Raw genomic sequence first — 16,698 nt, forward strand, 5'->3', positions numbered from 1 at the left:
GACGAGCGCAGCGCGCTGTGCTTGCGATGGTCAAAGGGCCGGCGATTTCAGGAATGGCGATCTGCAGCTCGCACCAATGCCGATCGACTACGGCCGCTCAGGCGGGCTTGTGAGCTTTCCTTGGCAGGGCAGGGCGCGGGTATCCTGTGTGGAAAAGGGGAGCGGTCTACCCTGGGGCTCGACTTCTGGCTGCGATGTCAATCTCGGACCCCAGCATGGAATGGGAGTGCCCGAAGCCTCGCATGGAGTTCGGGTCAGCTCCCTGCGATGTCCCCGGCCGATCGATCGCCAATGGGCTCAGGTTGTCGCCGAGCCTGACAGCGCCGCCGGGCCGTCGTTGCAAGCCAGCACTACAGTTGCGTTTGTGCGTTTGCGTGGAGGCGCACTGGATATAGGGAGTATCATCCCCGCTCCATCGGGTGAGGGAGCGACGTCGGGTGCCCCATGACGCAAGGGACCTACCGCGGGGCGCTCCGGGCCTGGGTGGAGGATTCCGCGCTTGTTGAGCCTCTGCTCGATCGGCGGCGTATCAACTCTCCTCAAGGAAGCTCGTCAAGGACAGCCGCGACGATGGCCTCCGGTGCATCCTCCTGAACCAGGTGGCCGGCCCGGGGCACGGCGATGAGGGCGCCGTCGGTGAGGCGTTCGGCTAGCTTGCCTCCCTGGGCGAGAGGGATCCAGGCGTCGTCCTCTCCCCAGATGATGCGCGTGGGAAAGTCCGGGCGTCGATAGCGAGCCTCGACCTCCTCGATATAGCGTTGATTCATCTGCGCGATCTGGCGATAGAAGGCGCTCTGGCCGATGTCGCCCAGCCAGGGATCTCGATAGATCGACAGTTCCTCCTCGCTCAAGGGCAGCGCGACCGCGTTGCCGATATAGGCCGAGACGAGGGCATGATGGGCATAGGCCGGCAGTCCCGCAAAGGCGGCTTCATGGTGGCCGACATGCCTGACGAAGGGAGATCCCTGCGGTGCGATCGCGACGGGATCGATCAAGGTCAGGTCGGAAAAGGCGACATCGTCGAGGAAATGCGCACGCAGAGCGGTGGCGCCGCCGAAATCATGGGCGAGCACGTGCGGCCGCTCCAGACCCCATTCGCGCAGCATGGCGCCGAAAAGCCGGTTCTGCATGCCGAGTGAGACATCCCTGTCCGGCATGTCGGATTGGCCGTAGCCGAGCAGGTCGTAGAAGAAGATCCGCCGCCTGCGGGCGAGCCAGGGAGCGATGCGGCGCCAGACCTGCGACGAAAAGGGGGTGCCATGCACCAGCACCATAGAGGGACCATCGCCCAGCATGCCCCAGGCGATCTGGCTGCCTTCAAAGGTGAAACGGTTGGTAAGCTCCAGCATGGCGTTTCTCCAGAATAACCTCTTTATTGCAATTATAGGTTAGGCTGGATTTTCGAGAGCGCAACCGCTAAATTCAAAATAATGGTTATTTCCGAGTCTCAGAGCCGATTTGCCCAAGGGTGGAGCGAAGCCGATTATGTCGGCGGCCATCCCGTACTTGATTTCATCAATACCGTTGCCGACACCGGCAAGACTCGCCTGGATGACAAGATCTGCAGTTGGGAGGCGCTTCGTCATTGGGCCGACGGGGCGGGGCTGCTGTCGAAGCAGGAACTCTCCGCATTCCTGCAGGATACGTCGCTCGACGATGAAGGTGCGTTGGTCCGGTTGCATGACCTGCGGGAGCAGGCTTATGCGGGAATGCTTGGCCTATCTGGCCTTGCGGAGCCGGCTCGCCAAGGCATGGAGCACGTGGAACGGGCGATCCGCGATGCCTTGGGACGAGGCGCTTTCCGGGAGGAGGGGAGGCGATTCAGGTGGCGGCCGGACGCGGGCAGTTCCGAGCGCTGGCTAGACGCCATCGCCTTGGCCCTCGAGGAGTTCCTGCGCAGCGAAGATGTCGCGCGCCTGCGGCAATGCAGCCGCTGCACTTGGCTCTTCATCGATCGCGGGCGGGGCGCGGGCCGACGCTGGTGCGACATGCGCACCTGCGGCAATCGTGCCAAGGCCGAGGCTTTTCGCTGCCGGTGATTACTATTGGTAGTCGGCTATTGATATCATTTCATCGAGATAAGGAATGATTCTCCAACGCTTCCCGCCGCCGGCCCGCGTCGTCATGAGTCCGCGGTTTCCCGGGCGAATGGCTCAATGAAAAGGGCTCGACGTGAGCCGAGCCCTCATGGTTTGACGCTGTACTGAGAGACTTAGAACACACGCCGTATGCGAATGCCGGCCTGCCAGATATTGGGCGTGGCCTTGGTATTGGTGACCGTGGTGGTGGTCTCTCCGTCGGTCGTGGTGGTGCTGCTCGAACCCAGGTTGAAGTCAGCCCGGGTGTAAGCGACTTCGGCGCCGATGGTAAGGCCCTTGACGATCGTGTAGGTGAGGTTGGCGGCGACCGTGAATTCCTTGTCGAAGGACTTCTTGCCGGCGAAGCCGAGCAGGTCGTCGTAGCGAACGTCGATATAGCTGGCCACGAGGTTGGCGTTCAGGACGGGCGTGATGTTGCCGCCGAGTTCGCCGACGACCGACCAGCCCTTGCCGGCGCGGAAGGTGCTGTTCGAGCCGAAATAATAGTCGCTGTAGTTGTTGAAGATGCTGTTGCCGGCACCGAGATAATCGAGGGCGCCATCGGCATACTGGCCTTCAACGATGAAGTGTCCGCCATCGATGAAGGGCAGCTTCAGCAGGCCCGTGCCGCCCACGGCCCAGCCATATTTCTGTTTGTGAGGAATATAGTCGGGGTCGGTGGCCAGGAGCGGAACACCATTGGCGTCGACGGCCTCCGCCGAGCGGAACTGGTGGCCTGCCGCCTGGATGGCGACCGAACCCCAGCTCTGATCCCAGCGCAGCTGGCCGACCACGTCCGGAACCTGCTGGCCGCCTTGTTTCACCGCAACGTTGGAGCGGTGATCGCGGCCGTCCTCGACCGACAGCGTGGCGCTGAAGCCACCGCCGAACTGAGCGGTGTAGGCGAGCAGGTTGACGGTGTTGCTCTCGGCATAATAGGGCGCCCAGATGGTGTCGCCATATTCGTTGTCGTAGAAGCCGAAGAACGAATGGGCATAACCCGCCGTCAGGCCGCCGAACTGGATGAAGGCCTTGTCGATGGTGAAAGTGTTGCCATTATAGACGCCGCCGCGGCCCTGATGGCTGATCGGATGCGAGTCGGCATTGATCTGGAAGTAGGAACGCAGCAGGCCCCAGTCGGTCTGGGTGCGGGCATCGAACCAGATGCGGGCCTGGGTGTTGAAAGCCGTACGATCGTTATTGCGGTTCCACTTGAAGTTCCCGCGTGTAACCGTGGGTGTTCCTCCGTTGACGGTCGTCTCGACGCGACCGCTGCCGCTGCCGCCGAAGCCGCGATAGTCGGCGCGGATCTCACCGCCGATTTTCAGGCAGGTGTCGGTGCCGGGAATGTAGAAGAAACCCGGGCCGAAGGCCGTGCAGACCTTCACATATTCGACGGCCTCGCCCTTGGTCATGGGCAGGTCGGCGGCCTGGGCGACGCCGACGACGGCGATGCCGGCTATGGTTCCTAGAAGCAGAGATTTGGTCGCCATGCGACTCCCCCTTTGAGGTTGTTACCGGAGGCGAGATTGCGACACTTCCCGAGTCATCGCAAAAAGAATCCGATATATGTGCTAGTAGATTGGGCTTTTTGGGAAATTGTGTAACAAAAAGGCCACAATCTAATCAGTGTTGATGGGCAAATGTGAAATCTATCTTTTAAAATTACAACCAGTTCTTCGGAATTTCACTGCTAAAATCGCCTTTTAGTTGTATCGTAATTAAAGATAATTACACGCGATATCTATCTGATCGAAAATCAATGCAACCTTGCGCTTGTGGCGCAGACGCCGGTGATTCCCTAATATTCCCTCGGGTTCGCGAGACCCTGAGCTATTGGAGCCCGGCCAGGAATTGACCTCCCTGGTCGGGTTTCGCTTTGAGGGGCACGCGCGGGGCCTTGTGGAGGGCACATGGCTCGAGGACTGCGCACAGGGGCTCGCCAAACCGCCTGGCGCGGGCCTCGCTCCCTCGTGGTGTCATGGTGAATGCGAGATAGGCCTTGCTGGCCCATTGGGGGATGATTGGAGCGGAAGCTTCTGGGCCGAGCTTCGCCACGCCCGTCGCCAGCGTGCCCTTGGAAAAAGGCCATCCCCGCTTTATCGCGGGCCGGGTGGCCATTGCCGGCCGATGGCAGCCAGCCCCGAGATTAGAGCGTCGAGGTTCTTGCCCCCGGCAGTGATTTTCTGATTGGACTTGTAGCAGGCATATTCAACCCGTTCATCCTCGAAGACATCGATCTCCAGCCGGTTTTCCTCGACCGTGACCGTCAGGGTGACGGAATTGGAACCCAGACGGTCCATCATGAACCAGAGGCGATGCCGTTCCAGTGTTCGCAGCAATGAATAGAGCTTGTGAGGCATGGGCGCTTCCGGTCCGCGCGGCAGGCGGTTGATCGCGAGGGCTCGCTACGCCGGGCTGTCCATTCGCGACGAGGATAAATGAACGGCACCGGCGGAGGGGGCAAATAAACTGGCTAACGAGCTTGACGGGCGGCGATGGAGGCTTCCGGCGCTGCGCGGGAGCGGGCAGGCGGGAACTGCAAGGCATTCGTTCTCGCAACGACTTCAGTACGGCTACGAGCCTTCAGCCTGCGCAGAATGTTGCGGACGTGTACTCTTACGGTGAACTCGCTCATCCCGAGTTCGCGGGCAATGTCCTTGTTGGCCGAGCCCTTGCGCAATTCGACGACGATTTCGATCTGCCTGGGGGTCAGCACAGCCTGCGGGGGCCGCTCGCCTTCGCCAGGATCAGGCGTAGCGGCTTTCCTTTGAACCGCTTCCAGGAGAGGCGTGAACAACCCGCCTCGGCGGACGAGGCGGGCCGCAAAGATGACATTGTCGATCGTCGATTCCGAGGGCACGACACCTTTTGCACCCTGCTTGAGAAGCGCGATCAGCATGGCCTGGGTGGTAATGTCGGCGAGCACGAGAATGCGGGCCGCGGGCGCTGTCTCGAGTATCGCCCGAATGTCTCTGCCGATCGCCGCGATGCTGGAGAACTGCTCCGAAGCGATGAGAAGAACGTCGGTGGCACGAAGAGGCGCGGCCGCCCAGGCCTCGACATCCCTGAAGCCCTCCACCGCGAGAGCGGTCTCCGACGCCGCGAGGCAGCGCATCAAGGCCGTGCGGTGGAGGCCGCAACCGCCGATCAGGTCGATGGAAATAGGCGGTATGTTGGTGCGCGTGACAGCGTCGCTGCGTTCAGTGAGGCCATAGGTGCCGAAGGTTCGTTCAGCCTGCAAGGCATGCAAGCAACGTCCCTCGTCCACGCGCACCCCGATTAGAATCTCTGTCGGCGATAAGGTCATGCGGGCTTTGAAACCATCCTGGTGTTTCCTCCGGCAGATCAGTCCGACAGTGCGGCTCGCCCCCAAGCCAATTATCTCAATCGAGGATTGCACTCCCGCCACCGTGGCATCACATCTATACCGGCTTTTTTTACTGAATGTTTCTGCCTGTATTATACGTTGGTATGATGGTGAGCCGACAGAGCTCCGCTCACTGGCATTTACAGCTGCCAGTTCCGCTCTCGTCGTATCGATCTTCGGACGGCTCCATACCTGGGGAGGACGGAACCCACTCACTATCCGAGCCCTTCCTTTCGTACGATCAATGGAGGTATCACCATACAGTCTCGACAGGCGCAAAAAGATCGCGCCCCCACAGGGCAGCGCGTGGATCGCGGACAGGCGCGCATCACAATCCCGCCATACTTATCACTCGCAGCGTTCGGACATCCGGCATTAACCTGGTTGCCATCGATAGAGGCCAGGGAAGGCGAGAACGATGATCGATGACGGCACTGCACATCGGCTCGGAGCTCCCGAAATAGTCGATCGGGATATTTTCCACGCGAAGACGGAGGCGTTGCGGATCAGGGAAAAGGCTCACACCCGGGAAGGTGATGCCATCGCCGCAGCCCGCCGACGGCTGCCCATGGTCACGGTGGATGGGGCAATCCCGCTCATCGGTACCCAGGGGGCGGTGACCTTGCTGGATGCCTTCGAAGGGCGCCGCATGCTCATCGCCTATTACTTCATGTGGCATGCCGGCCATCCCGCGCCGGAGCAATGCGAAAGCTGCACCTGGGTCACGTCGCGGGTCCGAGAACTGTCCTATGTGCATTCGCGCGATGTCACCTATGCCACCTTCCGCCAGGGCCCTTACGCGGAAAGCGCCCGCTACCGGGATTTCATGGGCTGGCAGATGCTCTGGTACTCGGCGCCTCGTGCCTCGCTCGATACGCTCCTGGTCGGGCGCCGGGTAGGGCTGATGTACATCGTCTGCTATCTGCGGCAGGGATCGGACGTCTTCGAGACCCACTGGACGACGTGGCGGGGGGGCGAGGCGATGGACAACAATTACCGGCTGCTCGATATGACCGTCTATGGACGGCAGGAGGCGTGGGAGGACTCGCCTGCCGGATGGCCGCGACCGCTCGAAGGGGTTGGCAGGATGCGTGTCGACGGGCGACCCACCGCCCAGTGGTCGCACCTCGAGGCCGGCTATTCCGATGATCTCGATTTTTCTGGGCATTGAGGCCGCTTGTTGCTGGGGGCGGCGTGATCCTCTCGGGGCAGTCCGGGTAGGATCTCACCCATCCGATGGGGTGCGGCAGGCTCTGAAAGTGTAGGGGGCTTCCAATGCCCTCAGGCTCGTGAATCTATCCCGACAGGTGTTGTGGGCAGGAGGCCCCCCGACCGATCATCACCCTCGAAAGCAACCGGCAGGCTCAGGACCCGCCGCACATTTCGGGAGGATTTAGATGGCCGGCTTCACCCAGCTTTTCGTTCCAGGACCGACCAATGTTCCGGAGGTCGTTCGCCAGGCGATGAACATGCCGATGGAGGACATGCGCGCGCCTGACTATCCGGCCTTCACCCGCGGTCTGTTCGCCGACCTGATGAAGGTGTTCCGCAACGAGACCGGCCGCGTCTTCATTTTCCCGTCTTCGGGCACGGGTGCCTGGGAATCGGCGATCACCAATACGCTCAGCCCGGGTGACCGCGTGCTGATGTCGCGCTTCGGCCAGTTCTCGCATCTGTGGGTCGACATGTGCGAGCGCTTCGGCCTCGACGTCGATGTGGTCGATGTCGAATGGGGCACCGGCTGCCCCGTCGAGATCTATGCGGAGCGGCTTCTCCAGGACAAGGAGCATCGCATCAAGGCTGTCTTCGTCACGCATAATGAAACGGCCACCGGCGTGACCAGCGATGTCGCCGGCGTGCGGGCCGCTCTCAACGCGGCCAAGCATCCGGCCCTGCTCTTTGCCGACGGCGTCTCCTCGATCGGCTCGATCGATTTCCGCCAGGAGGATTGGGGCGTCGATTGTGCCGTCTCCGGTTCGCAGAAGGGCTTCATGCTGCCGCCTGGCCTGGGCTTCCTGTCGGTCAGCCAAAAAGCTCTCGCAGCCGCCAAGACGGCCGGGCACAAGCGCTGCTACTTCTCCTTCGAGGACCAGATTCGCGCCAACGACACCGGCTATTTCCCCTATACGCCGGCGGTTCAACTCCTGCGCGGGCTTCGCGTCGCCCTCGATCTCCTCCATGAGGAAGGCCTCGAGGCTGTCTTCGAGCGTCACAACCGCCTGGCCACCGGCGTGCGCAAGGCGGTGGAGGCCTGGGGGCTGAAGCTCTGCGCCAAGGAAGCCAAGTGGAATTCCGACACGGTCAGCGCAGTCCTGGTGCCCGAAGGCATCGACAGTGCCGAGATCGTGCGGCGGGCCCACTACGGCTACCAGACCTCCCTCGGGGTCGGTCTCAACAAAGTTGCCGGCAAAGTATTCCGAATCGGGCATCTCGGCTGGGTCAACGACGTGATGATGTGCGGTGCGATCTCGGCAGCCGAAATGGCGCTGCGCGATTGCGGCGTGAAGGTCCAGCCCGGCTCCGGCGTGGGCGCGGCCCTCGAGCACTATCGCCTGTCGGCTCAGCCGAGCCTGGCCAAGGCTGCCTAAGACGCAACTCGGCCCTCCCCATCAAGGGGAGGGCGAAGACTCGCTCCATAAAGATCAAAGCCAGTACCAACGGGTCGTGCCCACGTTCGAAGATGCGGCAGCCCGAAGGGAGGAACATCATGAGCCACACCATCCATCACCTGCGAAAACTGCGCCTGCAGCGTAGCGAACTCGCGGTACCGGGCTCCAATCCGGACATGATCCGCAAGGCCTCCGACGGCGAGGCCGACTACATCTTCCTTGATATCGAGGATGCGGTTGCCCCGCCGGACAAGGAGCGGGCGCGCAAGAACATCATCGAGGCCCTCAACGAGATCGACTGGCGCGCGCGTGGCAAGACCATCTCCGTGCGCATCAATGGCCTCGACACGCACTACATGTATCGCGACGTCGTCGACGTGATGGAGCAGGCGGGTGACCGGCTCGACACCATCCTGGTGCCCAAGGTCGGCGTGCCGGCCGATCTCTACATGGTCGAGGCCATGGTCAACCAGATCGAGACCGCCAAGGGGTTCAAGACCCGCGTCGGGTTGGAAGGCCTGATCGAGACGGCGCTCGGCATGGCCAATGTCGAGGCGATCGCTGCCTATGGCGGCCGGCTCGAGGCGCTGCATTTCGGCGTTGCCGACTATGCGGCGAGCTGCAAGGCGCGCACGGTCTCGATCGGCGGCCTCAATCCCGATTATCCCGGCGACCAGTGGCATGCGGCCCTGTCGCGCATGACGGTGGCCTGCCGTGCCTATGGCCTGCGCGCCATCGACGGTCCGTTCGGCGACTTCTCTGATCCCGAGGCCTACATCGCCGCGGCCAGGCGCGCCGCCGCCCTCGGCATCGAAGGCAAATGGGCGATCCACCCCACGCAGATCGCGCTTGCCAATGAGGTGTTCTCGCCGCCCGAAAAGGAAGTGAATCGTGCCCGCCGCATCATCGAGATGCTCCGGGAAGCCGAGGAGCAGGGCAAGGGTGCCGCCGCCCTCGACGGTAAGATGATCGATGCCGCGTCCGAACGCATGGCTCGCAACGTCCTGGTCATGCACGAAGCCATCCAACAGTCCACCCAGCCGCGCGCCGGCCTGCCCAACTGACGAGGTACCCTTATGGACATCCATGAATACCAGGCCAAGGAACTGCTCTCGCGCTATTCGGTGCAGATTCCGCGCGGTGGACTTGCCTACAGCCCCGAGCAGGCGACCTATCGCGCCAGCGAGATCGGCGGCGACAAATGGGTGGTCAAGGCCCAGATCCATTCCGGCGCCCGTGGCAAGGCCGGCGGCATCCGCATCTGCAAGTCCGACGGCGAAGTATCGGATGCGGCGGAGGCCATGCTCGGACGCAAGCTTGTCACGCACCAGACCGGCCCGAAGGGCAAGCTCGTCTCGCGCCTCTATGTCGAGGAAACCGTCGACATCCGCCAGGAGCTCTATCTCGGCATCGTGCTCGATCGCAAATCCGAGCGCGTGATGATCGTGGCCTCGGCTTCCGGCGGCATGGAGATCGAGGAAATCGCCGAGAAGCAGCCTGACTCCATCATCCGCGCCATCGTCGATCCCGGTGCGGGCATGCAGCAGTTCCAGGCCCGCGAGATCGCCTTCGGCCTCGGGCTGGAGAACAACATGATCGGCAAGGCGGTCGACACTCTCTTGGGCTGCTACCGCGTCTTCCGCGACTACGACGCCTCGATGCTGGAGATCAATCCGCTCGTCGTCACCCGCGACGGCAACCTGATCGCCCTCGATGCCAAGATGTCCTTTGACGAGAATGCGCTGTTCCGCCGCGCCGAGATTTCGGAGCTGCGCGACAAGTCGCAGGAAGATCCGCGCGAGACCTTTGCCTCCGATCGCGGCCTGTCCTATGTCGGGCTCGACGGTAATATCGGCTGCATCATCAACGGTGCAGGCCTGGCCATGGCCACCATGGACATGATCAAGATCGCCGGTGGCGAGCCGGCAAACTTCCTCGACATCGGTGGCGGTGCTTCGCCCGAGCGCGTCGCCAAGGCGTTCCGTGCCGTGCTGGCCGACAAGAATGTCGAGACCATCCTGGTCAACATCTTCGCCGGCATCAATCGCTGCGACTGGGTGGCCGAGGGCGTGGTGAAGGCGATACGCGAGGTGGGCGTGAACGTGCCCCTGGTGGTGCGCCTGGCCGGCACCAATGTCGAAGAGGGACGGCGTATTCTCGCCGAGTCCGGCGAGAAGGTGATCGTCGCCGAGACCCTGGCGGAAGCGGCCGAAAAATCGGTCGAGGCGATGCAGGCTTTTGCCAAAACCAAGAAGCATTGAGGGGGAAACGAAATGGCAGTTCTGTTGAACCGCAAGACGCGCGTCATCGTCCAGGGCCTGACCGGCAAGATCGGTTCCTTCCACGCCCAGGACATGAAGCGTTATGGCACCAATGTCGTCGGCGGCGTTACCCCCGGCAAGGGTGGCCAGGACCATCACGGCATTCCGGTCTTCAACACGGTCAAGGGCGCCGTGCGCGAGACGGGTGCCGAGGCTTCGATCGTGTTCGTGCCGCCGCCCTTCGCGGCCGATTCCATCATGGAAGCCGCCGATGCCGGCTTGAAGTTCTGCGTCTGCATCACCGACGGCATTCCCTCCCAGGACATGATGCGGGTGAAGCGCTATATGCGCCGCTTCCGCTACGAGGACCGCATGCGCCTGATCGGCCCCAACTGCGCCGGCGTCATCACGCCCGGCCAGGCGCTGATGGGCATCATGCCCGGCAATATCTATCTGCCGGGCCGGGTCGGCATCGTCGGCCGCTCGGGTACGCTCGGCTATGAGGCGGCCTCGCAGATGAAGGCACTGGGCATCGGTGTTTCCACCAGCGTCGGCATCGGCGGCGACCCGATCAACGGCTCGTCCTTCAAGGACATCCTGAAGCTCTTCGAGGAAGATCCGGACACCGACGCCGTGGTGATGATCGGCGAGATCGGCGGGCCGCAGGAAGCGGAAGCCGCCGAATGGGCCAAGCATCACATGCGCAAGCCGCTGATCGCCTATATCGCCGGCCTGTCCGCACCCAAAGGCAAGCGCATGGGCCATGCCGGGGCCATCATCTCCGCCTTCGGCGAGTCGGCCCAGGAAAAGGTCGAGATCCTGCGCGATGCCGGTGTCGCGATCGTGCCGACGCCGGCCGAATTCGGGCCGACTGTGGCAGGCGTGCTGGAAAGCAGGAAGGCGGCCTGATCGGCAAGGTCACGCCGTCCCTCCACCCCTCCGCACTTGCAAAGCAAAGTGCGGGCCTCTCCCCGTAAGAGCGGCGTGGGAAGACTTCCACCGGGCATTTCATGCCGAAATGCCCGGCATCCCGCTCGACGGTTGGGCGAGATCAAAGGCGAGAGGGTCGATTACCACGTCTGTGTCTCCTCGCCTCGTTCTCACGGGGAGAGGTGAGGTGAGGGGGCGCGCGGCCCTGCTGTCCCGCCGATTGCAAGGAGTGATCATGAAACCTCGGATTCTCGTGACGCGGCGCTGGCCTGAAGCGGTCGAACGCATCCTTGCCGACAGGTTCGACACGACATTCAATCAGGACGACACGCCGCTGACCGCATCGCAGCTGAGCGATGCGTTCAGGCAGTTCGATGCAGTCTTGCCAACGGTCAGCGACAAGCTGCCGGCCTCGGTCTTTCCCGAGGCGGATGTGCGGACCAAGCTCCTCGCCAATTTCGGCGTTGGCTTCAGCCATATCGACATTGACGCGGCGCGTGCCCGCGGCATGACGGTGACTAATACACCGGGCGTCCTCACCGACTGTACCGCCGATATCGCCCTCAGCCTGCTCCTTGCCGTGGCGCGACGTGCAGGGGAGGGGGAGCGCCAATTGCGGGCCGGAGAGTGGGCGGGCTGGTGCCCCACCCACATGATCGGCGCCAAGGTGAGCGGCAAGACCATCGGCATCATCGGCATGGGGCGGATCGGCAAGGCAACGGCCAGACGGGCCCATTTCGGCTTCGACATGAAGGTCGTGTTCTACAACCGCTCGAAGGTCGACGACGAGACGACCCGCGCCATGGGCGCGCGACAGCTGGCAAGCGTGGAGGAGGTGCTGGCCGAGGCGGACTTCGTCTCCCTGCATTGCCCGGGTGGCGCAGAGAATCGGCATCTCATCAATGCCGCGAGGTTGCGGGCGATGAAGCCGGGTGCCTTCCTGATCAACACCGCCCGAGGCGACGTTGTCGACCAGCAGGCCCTGGTCGAGGCGCTCGAAAGCGGAACGATCGCCGGCGCGGGGCTCGACGTCTATGACGGCGAACCGGCGGTGCCTGCGGCGCTCCTGCGCCTGGAGAATGTGGTCCTGTTGCCGCATCTCGGCAGTGCCACGGAAGAAACCCGCGTGGCGATGGGCATGCGGGCGGTCGACAACCTCACCGCCTTCTTCGAGGGACGGTCCGTGCCCGACAAGGTTGCGTGACGTATCGGGCGATCTGCCGGAATCGGCAGGAGCGATGTGGCTATAGCGGCTTGCAGCGATGTTAATCCCGGTCCCCGTGGGCCGGGATTTTTTGCGGGCTTCCTGTGTAGGCTGGGACGTTGGCCCTGCCGTCAAACGGCCTCAGTTCATCAACCGTGCAGCTTGATTGCGGTTTCCGCGATCGCGCGGCCCTGATAGCCCGCGCCCGCCAGTTCGTTCTCGCTCGGCTGGCGGCTGCCGTCGCCACCGGTGATGGTGGTGGCGCCGTAGGGGGCGCCGCCGGTGACCTCGTCGAGCCTCATCTGCCCGGCAAAGCCATAGTTGAGACCGACGATCGTCATGCCGAAATGCAGGAGATTGGTGATGATCGAGAACAGGGTGGTCTCCTGGCCTCCATGCTGGGTCGCACTCGAGGTGAAGGCGCCACCAACCTTGCCGTTCAGCGCGCCCTTGGCCCAGAGGCCGCCCGCCTGGTCGAGGAAGTTCGCCATTTGCGAGGACATCCGGCCGAAGCGGGTGCCGGTGCCGACGACGATGGCATCATAATCGGCGAGCTCCTCGATCTTGGCGATCGGTGCGGCCTGATCAAGCTTGTAGTGCGATGCCTTGGCGGTCGCCTCCGGCACCAGTTCAGGCACGCGCTTGACGTCGACGATAGCCCCAGCCTCACGTGCGCCCGCCGCAACTGCGTTGGCCATCGCCTCGATATGACCATAGGCGGAGTAGTAGAGTACGAGAACCTTTGCCATCGATATCTCCTCTCGATCCAGCGACCTGACTTGTCTGGGCTATTTGCGGTTCGGTTGGGCAGTCGCGCAATTTTTTGGATGTGGGTTGGTTCCTTGCTTCGGGAGTACCTTCAGACCCGCGACGAGCTTGGTCTCGCCGCCTTGCAGTTTCAGCATTCCCCGGACGACAAAGGGCACGCCCAGAAACAACTGTGTGATGGCAAGACCTTCGTCGTGCATACCGGCTTCCCCCGAAAGAATGCATATCCATTCAGTGAAACGAACGTCCTGGCTCATTGCCGCACACATTGCGAGCATGCCCAATTCCGTCCCGACTATCCTATATCTCGGCTTGGACGGGAATCGATTTTACGTCAGCCAAATCGCCGATCGGCCGAACGGCTTCTGCTCGCTGGCAAGGGATGCAAGTTATAATTGTATCGATCGTCGCCGGCAGAGAGCATGAACTATCCCTGCAGGGAGAATGCCGGCTTCACGCAATCGCGCGAGGAACCGGTCTCCACCTATGCGTTTCGATCGATGGAACCCCGGCTTTTCGCCGTTCCGTCGGGGTCCACCTGTGTTCGAAAGCCCAGCCAGGCGACATTCAGCACGAGTTCGAGGATCTCCTCGCGCCTCGGTCCCGGATGATCGAGCCACCACACGGCGACCGCATGGAGACCTTCCTTCAGAAACGCCGCCGTGCCGTGTCGCTGCCATGACGGTTGACTTGGCGCGAAGTCGGTCAGCAGCGCGGCGATGCCGGCGGACGCGCCGGCCTGGACCTCGCGCGAAACTTTCGCTGCGACCCGATCACCCGCCGGAACCGTCAGCAGCACCCGCGCGGCCTCAGGCGATTGCTCGACGAATGCCAGGAAGGCGTCGATCGAACGCCGGAATTTTTGCTCGGGGCCGATGTCATCCTGCGCGATCACCTTGCCCTTGCCGATCAAGCTGTCGCGGATTGACTCGAGCACGGCCAGGAACAGCGCCTGTTTGGAAGGAAAATGATCGTAGAGAACCGGTTTGGTGATCTCCGCACGGGCCGCGATGTCGTCCATTTTCGTGCCGTCATATCCGTCGCGCGCAAATGCGCTCACAGCGGCTTCGATGATCCGGGCCCGCCGTTCTTCCGCACTCAGACGTTTGCGCACCCTTGACTTCATCGCGATCGATACTAACCTACTTCAAAGTAGGTTATCAAGCCGCGAGGTGATACGATGCGCATTTTCGTTGCGGGCGCGACGGGCGCGGTCGGACGCCGCCTGGTTCCGCGCCTGATCGGCAACGGCCATAGCGTGGTCGGATTGACGCGAACCCCGGCGAAGACCGGCCTCCTGCGGGAACTCGGCGCGGAGCCGGTTGTTGCCGACGCGCTCGATGAGACGGCCATTCGCGCATTGGTCGCCGCTGCGGAGCCGGACGTGATCGTGCATCAGCTGACGGATTTGAAGGGGGCTTCGGACCTGCGCAAATTCGACCGCGTTTTCGCGAGCAGCAATCGGCTGCGCACCACCGGGATTGACCATCTACTTGCAGCCGCGCGCGACTGCGGCGTGAAGCGGTTCGTCGCGCAGAGCTTTTGCGGCTGGCCTTATGCGCGGGTTGGCGGTGATGTGAAAGTCGAGGACGATCCGCTCGACCAGGATCCGCCGCAAGAGCTCCGCGAAACGCTCGATGCGATCCGTTATCTCGAGCACGCCGTCACGACAACGCCCGGCCTGGTTGGTGTCGCGCTTCGCTATGGTGGATTCTATGGCCCCGACACCGGCGTCTTCGATCCAGCCACGATCGAACGGATTCGCAGGCGTCGTATGCCGCTGATCGGTGGCGGCACCGCGTGGTGGTCATTCCTGCATGTCGATGATGCAGCGGAGGCAACCGCGCTGGCGGTCGAGCGGGGCGAGGGCATCTACAACATTGTCGACGACGATCCGGCGCCGGTGCACGCTTGGCTCACCGAGATCGCTGCAATGCTCGGCGCAAAACAGCCATTCGGCGTGCCGGCATGGCTTGGCCGCCTTGCCGTCGGGCAGCATATCGTCGTCATGTTGACGCAATCGCGTGCGGGATCGAACGTCAAGGCCAAGCGGGAACTCGGCTGGTCGCCGCGCCATCCTTCGTGGCGGCAGGGATTTGCCGAAATCATCCGGAATGGCGCGCAACCGATCACTTAGACCGAGACCCATGCCGTCGAGGTGCCAAGAGGTGTGAGCTACGGATGCGATCCGGCGGCGGCTCTCACGAACGTCGGCATCCGGGACGCGACCATGCTCCGAGCGCCGCAAGAGGGGCCTGGAGCGGATTTTTCCTGCCTAAGGACAAACTATGTTGTGATTTGCGGACAAAGATTGATTCACTGCGCACAACCCACAGGGGAATGAAGCCGCTCCAGCACCGTGAAATCAAACAACGCACTGGAATGAAAAAATGTTTCACAGTATGAATATGGGCTCAGGCAGGTACCGGATCGTTGTCGTGGCTTGAAGCGCCCCGAAACAGAGAAGGCCCAAAACAGAAGACGTCGGATCAGAGGTGGCGCGCGCCGCAAATCGAGGGGCATATGAACGCCGAGGGGAAAAGCCAGCGTCAAGGCATCGAGGTCGATAGGATGCGGGGAGCTCCGGAAGGCCGGTTCAGGGTGCTGATCGCCGAGCGCAACCCCTTGGTTGTGGCTGCTCTTGGCGACATGATCAAGAATGATGCCCGTTTCGAGCTGGTTGCCAGTGTTCAGTCCGGCGGGGCCTTTCTTACGGCTGTGGCCGAACCAAAGTTCGACCTGGCCGTTCTCGGCTGGAAACTGTCCGACATGAACGGCGCCGAAGTGCTGGAGGAAATGCGACAGCGTGGCCTGCATACACGCATCGTCATCTTCTCGAACGATCATGACATCGCCATTCTCAAGCAGTGCGTGCGCCTGGGCGTGCAAGGCTATTGCTACCAGTTCGACGACCCGGCCATTCTGTTCGACACGCTGGTGGCGGTCGCCCATGGCCGGATCTGCATCCCTTACCTGGACGTGTCAAAGATCAACGACACCCCGCTTTCACGCCTGACGACCCGCGAGCGCGAACTGCTTGCCGTGCTCGCCGACGGCTGGACCAATCTGCAGATCGCCGCCCGCACCGGAATCTCGGAAAACACGGTCAAATATCACCTCAAGAATCTCTACGACAAGCTCGAGGTGCGCAATCGGGCCATGGCGGTCGCCCTCTATGCCACCGAGAAGAGCAGGGGCCCGCAGGCCAATTCCTGACGCAAGGCGGTTGCTGGCTTCACACACGCTCGACTGCGATTGCAGGCTCGTACGTCATCGGCCTGTCATGACGGAAGGGCAGAAGGCCGCGCGTGTGAGGAGAGCGACGCGATGACCATCGAACTTTGGCCCTTTCTGGTTCTACCCCTTGCCGGGCTCGTGGCGGGGGCGGGCATCGTTCGCTTCGTCATCGGACCGGACTGGATGGAATGCCTGCGCCAGCGCCGCGAGTTTCAGCGCCGTTAGGACTTCCTCCGAAAAA

At 62.5% G+C, this 16,698-nt stretch carries 17 protein-coding genes; 10 read left to right on the top strand and 7 right to left on the bottom strand.

Annotated features, from left to right (window positions below; translation table 11 throughout):
- Positions 1-539 precede the first annotated feature (539 nt).
- Positions 540-1,349 (bottom strand): alpha/beta fold hydrolase, encoded by an 810-nt coding sequence (locus U1R88_RS22255; protein WP_322433218.1) that lies wholly within the window; start codon positions 1,347-1,349, stop codon positions 540-542.
- An 81-nt stretch (positions 1,350-1,430) separates the two neighbouring features.
- Between U1R88_RS22255 and U1R88_RS22260 the strand changes: the two genes are divergently transcribed.
- Positions 1,431-2,039 (top strand): CGNR zinc finger domain-containing protein, encoded by a 609-nt coding sequence (locus tag U1R88_RS22260; RefSeq protein WP_322433219.1) that lies wholly within the window; start codon positions 1,431-1,433, stop codon positions 2,037-2,039.
- A 173-nt stretch (positions 2,040-2,212) separates the two neighbouring features.
- Here the strand turns inward: U1R88_RS22260 and U1R88_RS22265 are convergent, their stop codons facing one another.
- The 3 genes from U1R88_RS22265 to U1R88_RS22275 form a co-directional block, all read right to left on the bottom strand.
- A complete protein-coding gene (locus U1R88_RS22265) occupies positions 2,213-3,571 on the bottom strand; it encodes a porin (RefSeq protein ID WP_322433220.1) in 1,359 nt (452 codons plus the stop codon).
- 606 nt (positions 3,572-4,177) lie between these two features.
- Entirely contained in the window at positions 4,178-4,441 is a 264-nt protein-coding gene (locus U1R88_RS22270) for a hypothetical protein (protein ID WP_322433221.1), read from the bottom strand.
- A gap of 113 nt (positions 4,442-4,554) precedes the next feature.
- On the bottom strand, positions 4,555-5,331 hold the full coding sequence (locus U1R88_RS22275; RefSeq protein WP_322433222.1) for a response regulator transcription factor: 777 nt from the start codon (positions 5,329-5,331) through the stop codon (positions 4,555-4,557).
- A gap of 535 nt (positions 5,332-5,866) precedes the next feature.
- On the opposite strand from U1R88_RS22275, the gene U1R88_RS22280 reads away from it, so the two are divergent.
- The 6 genes from U1R88_RS22280 to U1R88_RS22305 all read left to right on the top strand — a co-directional run bounded on the left by U1R88_RS22280 (position 5,867) and on the right by U1R88_RS22305 (position 12,452).
- Positions 5,867-6,619, top strand: coding sequence for a DUF899 family protein (locus tag U1R88_RS22280; RefSeq protein ID WP_322433223.1), 753 nt, complete (start codon positions 5,867-5,869; stop codon positions 6,617-6,619).
- 226 nt (positions 6,620-6,845) lie between these two features.
- Positions 6,846-8,036: an aminotransferase class V-fold PLP-dependent enzyme gene (locus tag U1R88_RS22285; RefSeq protein WP_068289224.1), complete on the top strand. Its 1,191-nt coding sequence runs from the start codon at positions 6,846-6,848 to the stop codon at positions 8,034-8,036.
- 119 nt (positions 8,037-8,155) lie between these two features.
- Complete coding sequence (locus U1R88_RS22290) at positions 8,156-9,121, top strand: HpcH/HpaI aldolase/citrate lyase family protein (protein WP_322433224.1); 966 nt, start codon at positions 8,156-8,158, stop codon at positions 9,119-9,121.
- 12 nt (positions 9,122-9,133) lie between these two features.
- Positions 9,134-10,318 (top strand): malate--CoA ligase subunit beta, encoded by a 1,185-nt coding sequence (locus tag U1R88_RS22295; protein ID WP_322433225.1) that lies wholly within the window; start codon positions 9,134-9,136, stop codon positions 10,316-10,318.
- Between the two features lie 12 nt (positions 10,319-10,330).
- The gene (gene sucD, locus U1R88_RS22300; protein ID WP_322433226.1) at positions 10,331-11,227 is read left to right on the top strand and encodes a succinate--CoA ligase subunit alpha; all 897 of its coding nucleotides are present in this window, start codon (positions 10,331-10,333) and stop codon (positions 11,225-11,227) included.
- A gap of 253 nt (positions 11,228-11,480) precedes the next feature.
- Positions 11,481-12,452: a 2-hydroxyacid dehydrogenase gene (locus U1R88_RS22305; protein WP_068289492.1), complete on the top strand. Its 972-nt coding sequence runs from the start codon at positions 11,481-11,483 to the stop codon at positions 12,450-12,452.
- 149 nt (positions 12,453-12,601) lie between these two features.
- Here U1R88_RS22305 and wrbA read toward each other — a convergent pair whose 3' ends face one another.
- From wrbA to U1R88_RS22320, 3 genes are all read right to left on the bottom strand, one after another.
- Positions 12,602-13,201, bottom strand: a complete 600-nt coding sequence (gene wrbA, locus U1R88_RS22310; protein ID WP_322433227.1) for an NAD(P)H:quinone oxidoreductase — start codon at positions 13,199-13,201, stop codon at positions 12,602-12,604.
- Between the two features lie 39 nt (positions 13,202-13,240).
- Entirely contained in the window at positions 13,241-13,477 is a 237-nt protein-coding gene (locus tag U1R88_RS22315) for a hypothetical protein (protein WP_322433228.1), read from the bottom strand.
- A 227-nt stretch (positions 13,478-13,704) separates the two neighbouring features.
- Positions 13,705-14,334, bottom strand: coding sequence for a TetR/AcrR family transcriptional regulator (locus tag U1R88_RS22320; protein WP_322433229.1), 630 nt, complete (start codon positions 14,332-14,334; stop codon positions 13,705-13,707).
- A gap of 66 nt (positions 14,335-14,400) precedes the next feature.
- Here U1R88_RS22320 and U1R88_RS22325 point away from each other — a divergent pair, with 66 nt between their 5' ends.
- The 3 genes from U1R88_RS22325 (at position 14,401) to U1R88_RS22335 (ending at position 16,682) form a co-directional block, all read left to right on the top strand.
- Positions 14,401-15,357: an NAD-dependent epimerase/dehydratase family protein gene (locus U1R88_RS22325; RefSeq protein ID WP_322433230.1), complete on the top strand. Its 957-nt coding sequence runs from the start codon at positions 14,401-14,403 to the stop codon at positions 15,355-15,357.
- A 434-nt stretch (positions 15,358-15,791) separates the two neighbouring features.
- Positions 15,792-16,436 carry a response regulator transcription factor gene (locus tag U1R88_RS22330; RefSeq protein WP_322433295.1) on the top strand — a complete coding sequence of 215 codons (645 nt, stop codon included), beginning with the start codon at positions 15,792-15,794 and terminating at the stop codon, positions 16,434-16,436.
- Positions 16,437-16,547: 111 nt separating this feature from the next.
- Positions 16,548-16,682, top strand: a complete 135-nt coding sequence (locus U1R88_RS22335) for a hypothetical protein (RefSeq protein WP_256390531.1) — start codon at positions 16,548-16,550, stop codon at positions 16,680-16,682.
- Positions 16,683-16,698 lie beyond the last annotated feature (16 nt).

This window comes from Labrys sedimenti, assembly GCF_034424805.1.
Lineage (GTDB): Bacteria > Pseudomonadota > Alphaproteobacteria > Rhizobiales > Labraceae > Labrys > Labrys sedimenti.